The sequence below is a fragment of the Nonomuraea sp. C10 genome, from assembly GCF_008017515.1.
GTDB lineage: Bacteria > Actinomycetota > Actinomycetes > Streptosporangiales > Streptosporangiaceae > Nonomuraea > Nonomuraea ferruginea.
On the sequence record NZ_VPFF01000003.1, the window covers coordinates 998647 to 1012318 of the forward strand.

General features: G+C 66.9%; 13 protein-coding genes and 2 pseudogenes. 9 read left to right on the forward strand and 6 right to left on the reverse strand.

Translation table 11 applies throughout. The features are described from left to right. Positions 1 to 45: 45 nt before the first annotated feature. Positions 46 to 708, reverse strand: a complete 663-nt coding sequence (locus FR742_RS36200) for a trans-aconitate 2-methyltransferase (protein ID WP_148035788.1) — start codon at positions 706 to 708, stop codon at positions 46 to 48. A 139-nt stretch (positions 709 to 847) separates the two neighbouring features. Beyond that, a complete protein-coding gene (locus FR742_RS36205) occupies positions 848 to 1312 on the reverse strand; it encodes a hypothetical protein (protein WP_261808973.1) in 465 nt (154 codons plus the stop codon). 193 nt (positions 1313 to 1505) lie between these two features. Here FR742_RS36205 and FR742_RS45445 point away from each other — a divergent pair, with 193 nt between their 5' ends. Next, positions 1506 to 2936 carry a tetratricopeptide repeat protein gene (locus FR742_RS45445; protein ID WP_222709238.1) on the forward strand — a complete coding sequence of 477 codons (1431 nt, stop codon included), beginning with the start codon at positions 1506 to 1508 and terminating at the stop codon, positions 2934 to 2936. A 158-nt stretch (positions 2937 to 3094) separates the two neighbouring features. Then, positions 3095 to 4627, forward strand: coding sequence for an ATP-binding protein (locus tag FR742_RS36215; RefSeq protein ID WP_222709239.1), 1533 nt, complete (start codon positions 3095 to 3097; stop codon positions 4625 to 4627). 313 nt (positions 4628 to 4940) lie between these two features. Here the strand turns inward: FR742_RS36215 and FR742_RS36225 are convergent, their stop codons facing one another. Then, positions 4941 to 5441, reverse strand: coding sequence for an anti-sigma regulatory factor (locus FR742_RS36225; RefSeq protein ID WP_187281542.1), 501 nt, complete (start codon positions 5439 to 5441; stop codon positions 4941 to 4943). Positions 5442 to 5770: 329 nt separating this feature from the next. Between FR742_RS36225 and FR742_RS36230 the strand changes: the two genes are divergently transcribed. The 6 genes and pseudogenes from FR742_RS36230 (at position 5771) to FR742_RS36255 (ending at position 9586) form a co-directional block, all read left to right on the forward strand. Next, the gene (locus FR742_RS36230) at positions 5771 to 6103 is read left to right on the forward strand and encodes a helix-turn-helix transcriptional regulator (RefSeq protein WP_187281543.1); all 333 of its coding nucleotides are present in this window, start codon (positions 5771 to 5773) and stop codon (positions 6101 to 6103) included. 92 nt (positions 6104 to 6195) lie between these two features. Further along, a pseudogene (locus FR742_RS46160) lies at positions 6196 to 6776 on the forward strand (transposase family protein); the annotation flags it as partial. 158 nt (positions 6777 to 6934) lie between these two features. Beyond that, entirely contained in the window at positions 6935 to 8611 is a 1677-nt protein-coding gene (locus FR742_RS36240; protein WP_222709240.1) for an IS1182 family transposase, read from the forward strand. Between the two features lie 22 nt (positions 8612 to 8633). Then, positions 8634 to 8831 (forward strand): annotated as a pseudogene (locus tag FR742_RS36245) (transposase family protein); the annotation flags it as partial. Between the two features lie 15 nt (positions 8832 to 8846). After that, the gene (locus FR742_RS36250) at positions 8847 to 9383 is read left to right on the forward strand and encodes a DUF5753 domain-containing protein (protein WP_222709334.1); all 537 of its coding nucleotides are present in this window, start codon (positions 8847 to 8849) and stop codon (positions 9381 to 9383) included. Next, positions 9374 to 9586 (forward strand): DUF397 domain-containing protein, encoded by a 213-nt coding sequence (locus tag FR742_RS36255; RefSeq protein WP_148035794.1) that lies wholly within the window; start codon positions 9374 to 9376, stop codon positions 9584 to 9586. The genes FR742_RS36250 and FR742_RS36255 overlap by 10 nt, the downstream gene beginning before the upstream one ends. A gap of 35 nt (positions 9587 to 9621) precedes the next feature. Here the strand turns inward: FR742_RS36255 and FR742_RS46660 are convergent, their stop codons facing one another. After that, positions 9622 to 10269: a helix-turn-helix domain-containing protein gene (locus FR742_RS46660; protein ID WP_396990536.1), complete on the reverse strand. Its 648-nt coding sequence runs from the start codon at positions 10267 to 10269 to the stop codon at positions 9622 to 9624. A 248-nt stretch (positions 10270 to 10517) separates the two neighbouring features. Between FR742_RS46660 and FR742_RS36270 the strand changes: the two genes are divergently transcribed. Beyond that, positions 10518 to 11078 (forward strand): histidine phosphatase family protein, encoded by a 561-nt coding sequence (locus tag FR742_RS36270; RefSeq protein WP_148035796.1) that lies wholly within the window; start codon positions 10518 to 10520, stop codon positions 11076 to 11078. A gap of 10 nt (positions 11079 to 11088) precedes the next feature. On the opposite strand, the gene FR742_RS36275 is transcribed toward FR742_RS36270, so the two are convergent. Next, positions 11089 to 12327, reverse strand: a complete 1239-nt coding sequence (locus FR742_RS36275; protein WP_222709241.1) for a metallopeptidase family protein — start codon at positions 12325 to 12327, stop codon at positions 11089 to 11091. A 66-nt stretch (positions 12328 to 12393) separates the two neighbouring features. Beyond that, the gene (locus tag FR742_RS36285; protein ID WP_315970660.1) at positions 12394 to 13641 is read right to left on the reverse strand and encodes a pectate lyase; all 1248 of its coding nucleotides are present in this window, start codon (positions 13639 to 13641) and stop codon (positions 12394 to 12396) included. Between the last annotated feature and the right edge of the window lie 31 nt (positions 13642 to 13672).

Below are 13672 nucleotides of genomic sequence, written 5' to 3' on the forward strand. Positions count from 1 at the left end.
GTGGACTCCGCTCTGGGACGGTGACTGGCACCAGCCGATCCGCCTCTACCGCCATGCCTCCCCTATGAGCGTCCCCACGTGATCCGGAGCCGGGGCCGGATGGATCCGGGCATGCGCGTCACGGAACCCGACGCCGAGCAGCAGTTCGCGCCATGTTTCCGGCTCGTACGCCCATCGATAGATCCACACCGCCCGGCCGGTGAAGCCATTGCCGTACATGCCCTGCACGCCGTAGCTTCCCGGCACCGCCGGCGCCTGTGAGAAGACCAGTTTGCCGCCCGGCGCCAACCGCTCGAACACCAGCGGCAGCAGCCGCTCCGGGTCGGTGAACCACACCGCCCCGAAGATGCTGTAGATCGCGTCCCACTGAGTGCCTGGGGAGTCGGCCAGGTAGTCCAGGACGTCGGCCTGGACGAAGTGGGCGTCGGGCAGATGGCCCCAGCCCGACAAAGCGCGCTCGACCTGGACGGGAGACAGATCGACTCCAGTCGCCACGATGCCTTTGGTCGCCAGCGCTGCCACAGCGTGCCCGCGGCACGACCCGAGTTCCAGCGCTGTGGCGGGCTCCCCCAACAGTTCCTCCCCCGGACCGTGCCCGCTGTACTGCGTCCACCCGAAGGCGCTCTTCAACGCATCCTCCGGATTGTCCTGCGAGACGCCGGAAGCGTAGTGATTCCAGTAGTCGACGCGGTCGGTGATGGTGCGCATGGACGGTTCCCTGTGACGCAGCGGACGGAACCCGCGTCACCGTACAGGTCGCACCCGTCTGCGCACCGGCGAACTGCTGCATCAGGGCACAGCCGAGGGCCGGACCCCGTAGAGGCCCGGCCCTCAATGCTGGTTTCGGTCAGTGACAGTCCGTGCCAGGAGCACACGGCGTGCACTGGGAGAAGTCGCGCTCCCACAGCGGCCAGTCCACCTCGAAACCATTGGCCGCGAGGATGTGGGCGGTCCGCTCGACCGACCCGTCGTACTTGAACCCGATCTCCGGAACGTGCTCGAGGAAGCGCCCGTCGAAGTGCTGAGCGCAGAACTCCCGGTAGTTGCGGGTGTCGAGGATGAAGGCGTGGACCGCGATGTCGACCAGTCGGCCGCAGCCGATCTCCAGATGCTCGCCCCACTTCTCCATGGCGGTGATGAGGTAAGCGACGGCCTGACCGAAAAGCCGATTGGCCATGACCTCGTCGAACGGGTAGTCGCGGACGAGGAGCGCGATTTCGCGGTCCCACACATCCGGCCTGACGAACGATCGCGGGTCTCGCCGGCCCGCCACCGGCGGTGCGGGACGCGTGGATGCGGCGGTAAGTGTCACGAGGACCTCCTGGGGTCTGGTGCCTCCCCGCCGCCGCAGCCTGGTCATCGCGACGGCGGGCTCCTCTTCACGGTCCGGCCTTGGCCGCGTCCGCATCAATGCCGGTCCAGGTCTGCAACATTGCCTGCCGTGGCAATGTCCGGGGCACCTTGGCAGAGGTACGCTCCGATGGCAGTGCACGGGAGGCGCCGACGTGACTGTCATCACACGGGCCCTGCGAGCGGAACTGCTTCGCACAGCCAATGACATCCGCCAACGCGGGCAGCGGGCCGGCTGGGTGGTCGAGCGCATCGCCGGTGCCATCTGCGACGAGTTGCCACAGCTGCTTCCTTTGGAAGCATGGCGGCTGGCCTACGGATGGTCACGACCGCAAACGATCGCCGGTATTCAGGCCCTGTTCGAGGACGAAAACCTGGTCGCGCCGCCGGTCAATAGCAGCATGCTGTGCCGCTGGGAGCACGGGGTGCATCCGCCGGGCCCCGAGTACGGGCCGATGCTCTGCCGCCTGTACGGGGTGACCCCGGAGACGCTGGGTCTGCCGAGAAGTTCCGCGGCCATCCCACCGCGTCGCCCCGGAGCGGGGTACCGTGCCTCGCATTGGAGGCGCCCCATGACCGAAGACCAGTACGCCGCCCTGTCAGCGCTGCGCGAATCGGTCGAGCTCGCGCTTGAGGTCGACGGGCCTGCAGGCGGGCCTGCTGCCCGCCAGGCGCTGCAGGCGGCCGTGGAGTATTACGCGCTGCGTTACTCGGCGTTCCCGCCTGCTGTCCTGGCCACCGAAGTACACCGAACCCGCGCGCTCGTGGGGCCGATGCTGCGCCGGCCTCAAGCCGACGCCGACCGCATCGAACTGCGTCGCCTGGCGGCATGGCTGTCCGCTCTCGTCGGCAACACCGCCTTCCACACCGCTGACCACGCGGCCGCATCCATTCATTTCGGTACGGCGGCACGCCTGGGCACGGCTGTAGGCGACCACGACCTGATCTGCTGGACGCTCGGCGCTCAGTCCATGACCGCCTGCAGTCAGGGCAAACCGCAGCAGGCAGTCGAGTTGGCAGCCGAAGCTCTGGAGTACGCGCGCACCCCGCTGCGGCGGGCGCAGATCATCGCCTGGGGGCTACTGCGCGCGACGGCTGCGCTCGGTCCATCCCACCGCTCGGAGGCGGAAAGGATGATGGCGGCAGCCCAGAACGAGATGGCGGCCGACCCGCACGGAGACCAGCCCGGCAGGTTCGGGTTCGACGCCGCCGAACTGCTGCTGCATCTGGCTGAGAGCGCCCTGCTGATCGGCGCGCAAGACCAGGCCGTCACGCATGCACAAGCATCACAGCAGCACAGCCGACATGGAGGAGCTGGCTGGGCGGCTGCACTGATCGTCCAAGCGCGAGCGGAGGCCGCTCGCCGCCAATACTCCTACGCGACCGCACTGGCAGGTCAGGTCCTTGACGCGGTGCCTGCACAATCCTTGCGGAATACGACACGCGTACGTCTGCGCGCCCTCGACCAGAAGTTGCTCAGTGTGGGCGATGCGGGGATTGAGACCCGTGATCTTCACGACCGCATCGCGGCCCTTCCCGCGTTGACCACCGTAGGCCATCTCAGCGATGAACCGAACGGGCAGTAGGCGTCTGTCTCCGTGGTTGTCCCTCCTGGACAGGAGCCACGTGAATCCCTTGTCCCAGACATTCAGCGGCAAGATGATGACACAATGTGACCATGCGGCAACCCCAAGCGAAATACTTCAACACCACGGGACCGTGTAGCCCACTGCACCACTACATCTTGCCTCCCACGCAACGGCTCCCCCAAGCGCGCGAGCTCATCGAGATGGACCGCTATTTCGTGCTGCACGCGCCCCGGCAGACCGGCAAGACGACGATGCTGCGCACCCTGGCGTCCGAGCTGACCGCCGAGGGCGACATCGCCGCCCTGATGTTCTCCTGCGAGCGCGCCAAGTCGGCCGGTGACGACTACGCCGCCGTGGAGTCGCTTCTGCTTCATTCCCTCCGCGAGGCCGCCGCGCGATCGGGCTGGCCGGACGAGCTGCTGCCGCCGGATCACTGGCCGCAGGCTCCGGCGGGCGCCCGGTTCGGTTCGGCGCTGAGCGAGTGGTGCCGCCGCTGCCCGCGGCGGGTGGTGCTGCTCCTCGACGAGATCGATGCCCTGCAGGGCAACAGCATGGTCAGCATCCTCAGCCAGCTCCGCCACGGCCACAACGCCCGGCATGAGGGCCAACCGTTCCCCGCATCCGTGGTGCTGTGCGGGCTGCGCGACCTGCGTGACTACAAGGTCGCATCGGGTGGCGAGCCCGGCAGGGCGAACCCGGCCAGCCCGTTCAACATCGTCGCCGAGTCGTTGCGCCTGGGCGACTTCACCGCCGACGACATCACCGACCTCTACGACCAGCACACTCAGCAGACCGGCCAGGAGTTCGCCAAGGACGCGGTGGAGCGGGTGTTCGAGCTGACGCAGGGTCAGCCGTGGCTGGTCAACGCCCTCGCCCATGAGGTCGTCTTCGAGATGGGCGTGACCGGCGCCGTCACCGCCGGGCAGGTAGAAGACGCCAAGGAACGGCTGATCCGGACGCGTGCCACACATCTGGACTCTGTGATGGCCCGGCTACATGAGCCGCGGGTCAAGCGGGTGATGGAGCCGGTCGTGGCCGGGATCTTCCCCCACATCGACCCCGCCTTCTCCGACGACCTGTCCTACGTACGCGACCTGGGCCTGATCAAGCAGAAACCCCCGCTCGAAGTGGCGAACCCGATCTACCGGGAGGTCATTCTGCGAGTGCTCGGAGACCCGTCGGAACAGTACGTGATGGCCGATCCGCGCAGTTTCGTGCTGCCGGACGGCCGGTTCGACCTGCCGCGCCTGCTGGAGGAGTTCGTCGTCTTCTGGCGCGAGCACGGCGAGGTGCTGGTCCGCCAGGAGGGCTACCATGAGGCCGCCTGCCAGATCATCCTCATGGCCTTCCTGCACCGCCTGGTCAACGGCGGCGGCTACCTCGACCGGGAGTACGCGGCCGGCACCAAACGTCTGGACGTGCTCGTCCGCTGGCCCTACACGAGCCCCGACGGCGAACGGCTCATGCAGCGCGAGGCCATGGAGCTGAAGGTGTGGCGAGCAGGCGAGAACGACCCGGCACCCGACGGCCTCGCCCAGCTCGACCGCTACCTGGACCGCCTCACCCTCTCCACCGGCGCACTGGTGATCTTCGACCGCCGCCCCGAGGCTCCGTCCTGGCAGGAACGAGGCGGCTTCGAACAGACGACCACACCCTCCGGTCGCCAGGTCACCGTCCTGCGCGTTTGAGTTCCAGTCGCCGAAGGGCTGCGTTCACCTCAACAGGCTTCGCCTCTGAGCATCGCCGCCCAGACCTGCTCAGCCTTCGCTGTCGTGGTCCACGCCGTCTCGTGGATCACGCCTTTGACAGATCGCCGGACGAACGCGAGCCCGCCCGCGGCGCAGAACTCGTAGCAGGGCGCGCACCGGCTGCACGTGTGCTCGCGCACCCGGACCCGCACGCACCGAGCGGCGGGGCTCGCCCAGGCGATCCGTTCATGTCCCTCCTGGACAGGAGCCACGTGAAGGCCGTGATAATCCTCCAACAGGTCTGACGCCACCCTCACCGCCGGCCTGCCGTACGAGGCAGCGCGAACCAGGTCGCCTTGCCCGGCAGCCCAGGGCACGTGGTGAACCCCTGCGGAACGCAGCCGTACAACCCGGCCGACAACTCCGCCACGATCAGCAGCCCTCGCCCGTGCTCGGCTTGACCGTCCACACCCGGGCGGCGCACCGGATGAACGGCTCCCGCGTCGACCACCAGGCACACCACTTCGACCGGATCGACCCGTACCACCAGCTCGTACGGCGCGTCACCGTACAGAACCGCGTTCGTGACCAGCTCGCTGACCATCAGCACGGCGTCGTCAACGAGATCCCGCCTCAGACCGACCAGCAGAAGCGCGCGCCGGACGAGGTCGCGGGCATCACCGACCGCACGGGCGTCATCCCGAAGCCGCCAGACCATGCTCCGGCCGACAGAGCTTGAACGCTCCGCCACCGCAGCGGCCTTCGCCGAGTGCTGGACTTCCGGCACGATCTCGCCGAACGAGAGCTTGTCCATTACGCCACCTCCCGGATCCATGTATTCGCTCCCGTGTCACAGGCATCAGCCAGTACGAAATGCAGTAAAGGATGAACCGCCCTATTCGCGGGGCCCAAATACTGCATGTCCAGAATCTTCAGCCCCGCCCGATCAAACTGGAAGCAGCCAGAGCTTGTGTGACCCACATCGCTTCACCTGTCATTACTTGCGCTTCCCACTACACAGAGTGCCTGCGGTGAGCTACATTACGGAATCGAATGGATGACACACCGTTCGGACAGTTCTGTAGGACCGGCCGTCTGATTGGCGTAGGACTCTCGTGCTACTTACCGGAACAGGAGTCACGGATGCCCGCCCCCCTTGAGCTTGACCCCACGGCCAGCCCATTGGCTTTCTTCGGCGCCGAGCTACGCAAATTTCGAAAAAACGCCGGATTGTCCCAGGAACAATTGGCGGAAATAATCAGGTTCAGCCCCGGCCTGGTCGGCTTCATCGAGAGAGCTCAACGGACGCCGAGCAAGGATCTCGTCCAACGCTGCGACGAAGCCGTGGGAGCCAAGGGGGAGTTGCTCCGCCTCTGGCCTCTCATAAGCCGTGAGGCGAGCCCTCGATGGTTTCGCGAGTGGCTGGACATTGAACCTTTTTCAGGCTCCGTGGCGGCTGCCCTGGTCACAGCATGATCGCGATGCCGGTGTTCGGCCGGTGACATGAAGAAGCTCCTGGTAGACGGGTTGATCACCACAACCCACACCGTCGCAACCAGGAGCTTCAGGTGTTGTTCTACCGTGCCGCCGTCGATTTGTCGCCTCAGACGCTGAAGTACGTCGCCGGGATGATCCGGCGCCACCGTAAGACGATCGGGTCGGCCTGGCGGCGGCTGAACCCCGGCCGGCAGGCGCTGCTGGTGCTGGTCTACCTGCGCAAGGGCGAAACGTTCACCGAGCTCGGGGCCGGGTTCGGAGTGTCGGCGGCGACCGCGTGGCGGTATGTGGAGGAGACGGTCGCGCTGTTGTCGGCCCGCTCGCCCAAGCTCGCCAGGCGCTGCGCAAGGCCAAGCGGGACGGGCTGCACTACCTGGTGCTGGACGGCACGCTGATCCCCATCGACCGGATCGCCGCCGACCGGCCCTACTTTTCCGGCAAGCATCGCGTGCACGGAATGAACGTACAGGTCATCGCCGCACCGGACGGGACCATCCTGTGGACCTCGGGCGCGCTGCCGGGCAAGGCCCACGACCTGAGCGCCGCCCGCATCTGGGGCATCCTGCGCGCGCTCGAACGTGCGGGCATCATCACCCTGGCCGACAAGGCGTATCAGGGTGCCGAAGGCCCGGTCCGTACCCCGTACAAGGGCGACCCTGATGGTTAACTCGCGGCGCGTGGGGTGTGGTCCGTGACTTGGCGGTAGTTGGTGTGGATCATGAAGGGCGGCCGTTTTCCCCTCGTCCCGGCTGCGGGTGGAGTGTCCGGGTGTCTGTGCAGCCGTGTCCGTGGCCAGAGCCGTCGCCGCAGGTGGCTGAAGCGATCCGGGTGATGTATCGAGGACGGCGAGAGATGCCGTTGCCGGTTCGGGTGCGGGATGAGCTGGGTGAGTTGTTCGCCGATGAGCAGTTCGTGGCCGCGTTCGGGGCGGAGGGCCGGCCGGGCTGGTCTCCAGGCCGCCTAGCGTTGATCACGGTGTTGCAGCGTGTGGAGGATTTGACCGATCGGCGGGCTGCTGAAGCGGTCCGGACGGATCTGTCGTGGAAGTACGCGCTGGGGCTGGAGCTCAATGACCCGGGGTTCGACGCGAGCGTGTTGAGTGAGTTCCGGTCCCGGGTGATCGCGCATGGGCTGGAGGAGCGGGTCCTGGACCTGCTGCTGGAGGCGCTGAAGGACAAGGGGCTGGTGAAAGAGGGTGGGAAGCAGCGCACCGATGCCACGCATGTGGTCTCGGCGGTGCGGGATCTGAACCGGGTCGAGCTGGCCGGCGAATGCGTGCGTGCTGCCTTGGAAGCCCTCGCGGCTGCCGCGCCCGGCTGGGTGGAACAGGTTCTGGAGGTGCAGGACTGGGCGGACCGGTATCGGGCACGAATCGACTCATGGCGGCTGCCGGCCTCCAAGACCAAGCAGGAGCAACTCGCGCGTGCCTACGGCGCTGACGGATATGCGCTCTGCGCGGCGGTCTACGCGCCATTCTCCCCTTCCTGGCTGCGGGAACTGCCAGCGGTGCAGGCCCTGCGGGTGATGCTGGTCCAGAACTTCGTCCGGACCGTCGATGCCCGCGGGCGGGAGGTGGTCGAACGGCGGCGGCCCCTGCGCGACGGCGGACAGGGACTGCCGCCCGGCAGACACCGGTTGGCCTCTCCCTACGATCCAGACACCCGCTGGTCGGCCAAGACCGATGTGTTCTGGAACGGCTACAAGGTCCACATCAGCGAAACCTGCGGCACCAGCGGGGACGGCGCGGCGAGCGCACCGCCGAATCTGATCACGAACGTGGCGACGACCGACGCGACCGTCGCGGACATGGCCATGACGGCCTCGATCCATCAAGGACTCCAGCGGCGGGATCTGCTCCCGGCCGAGCACTATGTCGATTCCGGATACGCCTCGGCCGAACTGATCGTCGCAGCCCGTGACCTCTACGGGCTGGCCCTGGTGGCACCGGTGCGTTTCGACTCCTCGCCCCAGGCCCGCGCAGCCACCGGCTACGACAGGGCGGCATTCACCATCGACTGGACCGCCAAGCAGGCCACCTGCCCCCAAGGACAAACCAGCATCTCCTGGACCCCCACCATCCAACGCGGCCTGGACACAATCGTGGTCAGATTCTCCGCGAAGACCTGCACGCCCTGCCCTGCCAGGACCGAATGCACCAGCAGTAACAGCGGCCGCCGCCAGATCAGCCTGCGCCACACCCAAACCCAGCAACAAGCCCTCGACGCCGCTCGCACCCAGCAGACCAGCCAAGACTGGCAGCACAAGTACAAAATCCGAGCCGGGGTGGAAGGCACCATTCGACAAGCCGTCGCCATCACCGGCATCCGTCGAGCCCGCTACCGCGGACTCAGCAAGGTCCACCTCGAACACGTCATCGCAGCCACCGCCCTCAACCTCACCCGACTCGATGCCTGGTGGAACGGCCACCCTCTCGATCGCACCCGTACCAGCCACCTCGCCCGCCTCGACCAGGCTCTCACCGCCTGAACCCGAGTTAGCCAGCAGGGTCAAGGGCAAGAACAAGCCCGAGTCCCAGAAGCGGGCCAACCGCGCCCACGCCCGCCTTCGCGGCCCCGGAGAACGCGCGAACGCGCAGCTGAAGAGCTGGAAAATCCTCCGCAAGCTACGCTGCAGCCCTTCCAAGGCCGGCCACCTCTGCAAGGCCATCGCCGTCCTCCAGAACCACCGCGCTGCTCAGGCCTCCTGAGGATGAAAAAGGGTCATTGAGCAGGAAGCTCAGAGCCTCCGAACATGGCAGCCTCTCCTCATCCCGGGATTACTGCAGACGGAGGACTACGCTCGCGCCATGCTGCGTGGCGAGCCCGGCGTAACGGAGGAGCAGGTTGAGAAATCCGTACAAGCACGCCTGGAGCGCCAGATCATTTGGTCTCGCCTCAACCCCCCAATGTTCTGGGTACTGCTCGATGAAGGCGTACTCCAACGTCCCATTGGAGGTCGGTTGACCATCCGCTGCCAGCTCGAACACCTGGTCCAGATGGCAGAACGGCCACACATCGCTATCCAAGTGGTCCCCATGGCTTTTTGTGCGACCACAGGACTCCTCGGGGGCTTTGTGATCGCCCAACTAGCCGGAAGTCCAGATATCGTGTACTACGAGTCCACGGGGCACGGGCAGATGACTGACCGACCGGAGGACGTCGCTGCGATCCATATGAAGTACGACGCCATCCGAGCTGAGGCACACCCCCAGCATGTGTCTATCGAGCTACTCAGAGAGGCAGCCAAGACATGGACGTGAACGACGAACTGAGCGCCGCCGCCTGGCGGAAGGCCACCAAGAGCGGATCGAATGGCGGAGACTGCATCGAGGTCGCCCCCTTGTCCGGCGGACGAGTGGCCATCCGTGACACCGAGAGCCCAGGGCAGGCGCCATTCGTGGTGACCGCCAGCGTTTGGGACGCTTTCGTGGACGGGGCCAAGCGAGGCGAATTCGACTTCTGAACGGCTGCCAAGATCGGGCTCAACGGGCGCCGTCCCTAGCCCGCCTTCCGAAGCGGCTGAAGACGAACACTGAGACGCAGGTCGAGGGCCTCGGCGAGACGTTCCAGCATGGGGATGGTGGGCATCGTGCCGCCGGCCTCGAACCGCGCCACAGCCGGCTGCTTGAGCCCGGCCCGCTCGGCCAGTTCGGCCTGGGTCAGACCGAGTTCTTCGCGGCGGTTCCGTACGGCCGCACCTAGTTCGAAGCGCAGACGTGCCGCCTCATAAGCGGCTCCGGCACCAGGGCGACCCATGATCTCTGCGCGCTTGTCTGACCATGCCTTGCGCTCGCCCATGTCGATCACTCCTCGTCCGCTGTGTGTGCCTCGGCGACACATCGCCGAGGCACACACAGCTCGTTCGATCTCGGCGGTCTCCCGCATCCGCTGCTTACGGAAGACCGTGAGCAGGATGATGCGTCTGCCCGGAGCGATCCAGTACGTGATACGTACCGCCTCCCCGGAGAGGTGAAATCGGAGTTCCCGAAGCTTCCCGCACAGTTGCCTGGTGTACGGCTCGTCGAGCAGCACACCGCGCGCGGCCAGCAGGTCAACGTAGAAGACCGCTGTCTCCTGGTCGTCCTGATCGAGCGAGTCGAACCAGTCGTCGACCTCGGGCTCCAACTCCACATCTCCCCAATTCATAACATGAATGTTATAGAGAGGGCAAGAGCCGTGTCCTCTGAACAGGAGATCGGACGAGTCTCATGCGAGACGACGTGATGTAGGCGGCCTGTCCTGCCCTCCAGTTAGAAAACGCGAGGTCACGCTTGCGGGGTCCGGCGGCCCGTACGCTCTCAGCTTGCCTTCCGAAGCGCCCTTTTCCCGGCGGTGTACGGCAGCGACCCCTAGCCTGGGAAGCCAGGTCGGAATCTGACGTACTGGGAACGCCGATGACGGTGGAGATCGTGTACGAGACGCACTCGATAAGCGTCCACAACGAGGCCGGCATCGCCAGCGGCTGGTTGCCCGGTGAGCTGTCCGAGCGGGGCCTGGCCCTGGCCGCCGAACTGGGCGAGCGCCGCCGCGACGACGGGCTGGACGCGGTGTTCAGCTCCGATCTGCGCCGGGCCGTGCAGACCGCGCGGGTCGCCTTCGAGGGCTCGGGCATCCCTCTGTTCCAGGACCGGCGGTTGCGCGAGTGCCACTACGGCGAGTTCGACGGCATGCCGGTGAGCCTGCTGGAGACACGGCGTGCCCGGCACATCGACGAGCCGTGGCCCGGTGGCCAGAGCTACCGGGCCGTGGTCGGGCAGATGAACGACTTCCTGGCCGAGCTGGCGGTGGAGTGGGCGGGCAAGAAGGTGCTGCTGATCTCGCACTCCGCCAACCGCTGGGCCTTGCAGCACCTTCTGCACGGCGTTCCGCTCGCCGATCTGGTCGATCAGCCGTTCGCGTGGCGGCCCGGCTGGACCTTCCATTTGCCCAGCGGATGGGCGAGCGCCGGCGCGTAGGGCGGCGGATTCAGCGGCCGTAGCGGCTCTTCAGGTGGCGCCACCAGTCGCGGAACATCCACGCGTCGAAGTCCGTGATCGACGACGCGCTGCCCGCCTTCATCAGGAAGCAGCACACCCCGGACGGCGTCCAGTCGTAGAAGTCGTCCAGCCCGAACGAGTGGCCGATCTCGTGCAGCAGGATGTGCATGTTGTCGGCGTCCAGGTTGGCCATGTAGTACTCGCTGCCGAGCCGCTGGCCCCAGTCGCCGCCCGCGCCGCCGCCCATGCCGGCGGTGAGCCACAGGGACATGTCGTAGTGGCGCGCCGCGCCGCCCGGGCAGTTCGGGTAGGTGCCGTTCTGGTTGAAGAAGCGCCCGCAGGCGGCGACGCACTGGGGGGCGTTCTCGCGGATGTCGCCGACGTAGATGTCGACGGAGTTGTCCGTCCACTGGAGCTGGTTGCGGTCGCGTACGGCCCAGCCGACGACCTTCACGGGGACGTTCGTGTACGGCCAGCCCTCCTGGCCTGCCATCACGTCCATCCACTTCTTGAACTGGCGGGCCAGCGTGGCGTGGATGCGGTTGCGCTGGGCGGCCGTCACCGTGGCGCTGGAGTCCCAGCGGACGCAGTAGTTGATGGATCCGCCGTTGGCCATGATCTGGTCCCAGCCGTAGTTGCGGAATCCGTACAGGTTCGGGTACGTGCTCTCGACGTGCTGCCAGACCTCGTTGAGCGGGGTGACGAGGTTGGCCGGCGGGTTCCAGGGAGTCGAGGGGTTGCCGTTGTCGCCGATCGCCTTGACCTCCAGGAGGCCGACGGACGCGGCGCCGCTCTGCAGGACGACGCGCAGCCGCACGGTGCTGATTTGGGAGAAGGTCACGCGGTTGTAGGCGTTGACGGCGGTGGGGTAGGTGCCGGGGATGTCGATGTACGAGCCGCCGCTCCAGCGCTGGAGCTTCCATGAGGCGGGGACTCGTACGCCGCCGTTGTCGTCGAAGAAGTAGACCTCGGCGGAGGTGATCGTCTGGGCCGTGGGCCAGGTCAGTTCGGCCCACTGGGTGCCGGTCTGGGGCCAGGTGCCCCAGCGGGCGTTGGCGGTGTCGTTGGAGCGCGGCGGGTCGACGCCGTCGTTGATCGCGTTGACGCTCTCCCAGGGCGAGGTGTACGAGGCCGAGGGGGTCGCCGCGGTGGCCAGGTTCACGGGGGCGGCGTTGGCGGGGAGCGCGGGGAGGAGCAAGAGGGTGAGGATGATGGCGAGGAGTCTCATGGGTCTCCTTGTGTTATCGCTAACATCACGTGCCGGGGAAGGTCGCCCCTCCCCGGCACTTGCGGGCTACCGGTAGGTGATGTCGGACGAGGAGTACAGGCAGTTGACGCCGTCGGCGCCTTCGCCGATCTTGGTGGGCTCGCTGCCCTTGGGCACGCCGCGGTACTTCTCGCAGATCGTGGCGCTGCCGTACACGGTGATCCGGCTGAACCTGGCCGTGTCACCCCAGTTGGTGTTGATCCCGGCCAGCACCTTGGTGGAACGGGCGGTGATGCCGTCCATGACCACGTGCCGCTGGTAGGAGGTGGAGCAGTTGCCGCAGGCCCGGTAGAGCTTGCCGGCGCTGTGCACCTGGAAGTTGCGGATGGTGAGGGTGCCGGCGCCGTTGTGCTGGAAGACCTTGTCGGAGGCGGACTTGGCGCCGCCGCCGTCCACCAGGTAGGCAGCCGAGCTGCTGGAGCTGCGGAAGGTGGCGGCGTCCTCGCCGACGTCGTTCCACCACACGTTCCTGATCGTGCAGGAGCCTTCGCAGTGGATGCCGTCACCGGCCGGCGCGTCGATGATGACGTTCTGGATGGTGCCGCCGTTGGCCACCACGAACATGGGGTCCTGGCTCTCGCTCTGGCCGCCGTCGCCGATGCCGTAGTAGCGCTTCATGCCGCCGTCGAAGAACGTGCCGGCGTTGCGGGTCGTGGTCTGGTGCACGCTGCCGGTGTCGGACGGCCAGGCGCCGCTGCCGTCGCCGCCGCCGTTACCGCCGCCGCTGCCCATCTTGACGAGCTGCCACTGCTGGTTGGCGCCGTTGAGGTCGTCCCACTGGGAGATGCGGGCGCCGTCGGCAGTCGACCACTCCCAGGTCTCCAGGGCTTTGCCGCTGTGGCGGTTGATCAGTCGGACGTGGCCGCCGTCGGAGTCGGCGAGCCGGAACTGCTGGTTCCAGCCGTTGGTGTCGGCCCATTGGACGATCTGGGCGCCGCCATTGGCGTTCCATTCGTAGACGTCCAGGACCTTGCCGCTGTGGCGGGACTTGAGCCGGTAGTAGCCGTCGCCGGAGCTGACGAACTGCCACTGCTGCTGGTTGCCGTCGTTGCGGGCCCACTGCACCATCGGCGCGCCGTCATGGGTGGCGAACTCGTACACGTCGAGCGCCTTGCCGCTGTGCCGGTTGACCAGCACGTACCAGGCGTTCGTGTCGACGCTGGCCGCCCGCGCGGGCAGTTGGACGGCGACCGCGCCGGCCATGGCGGTCGCCAGGGCGACCAGGCTCAGCAGCAGACGCCGCCAGCCGCCCGCCCTTCGAGGTTGAGGTAACACGACCATCTCCCTTCAGGTAAGCGCTTTCCGG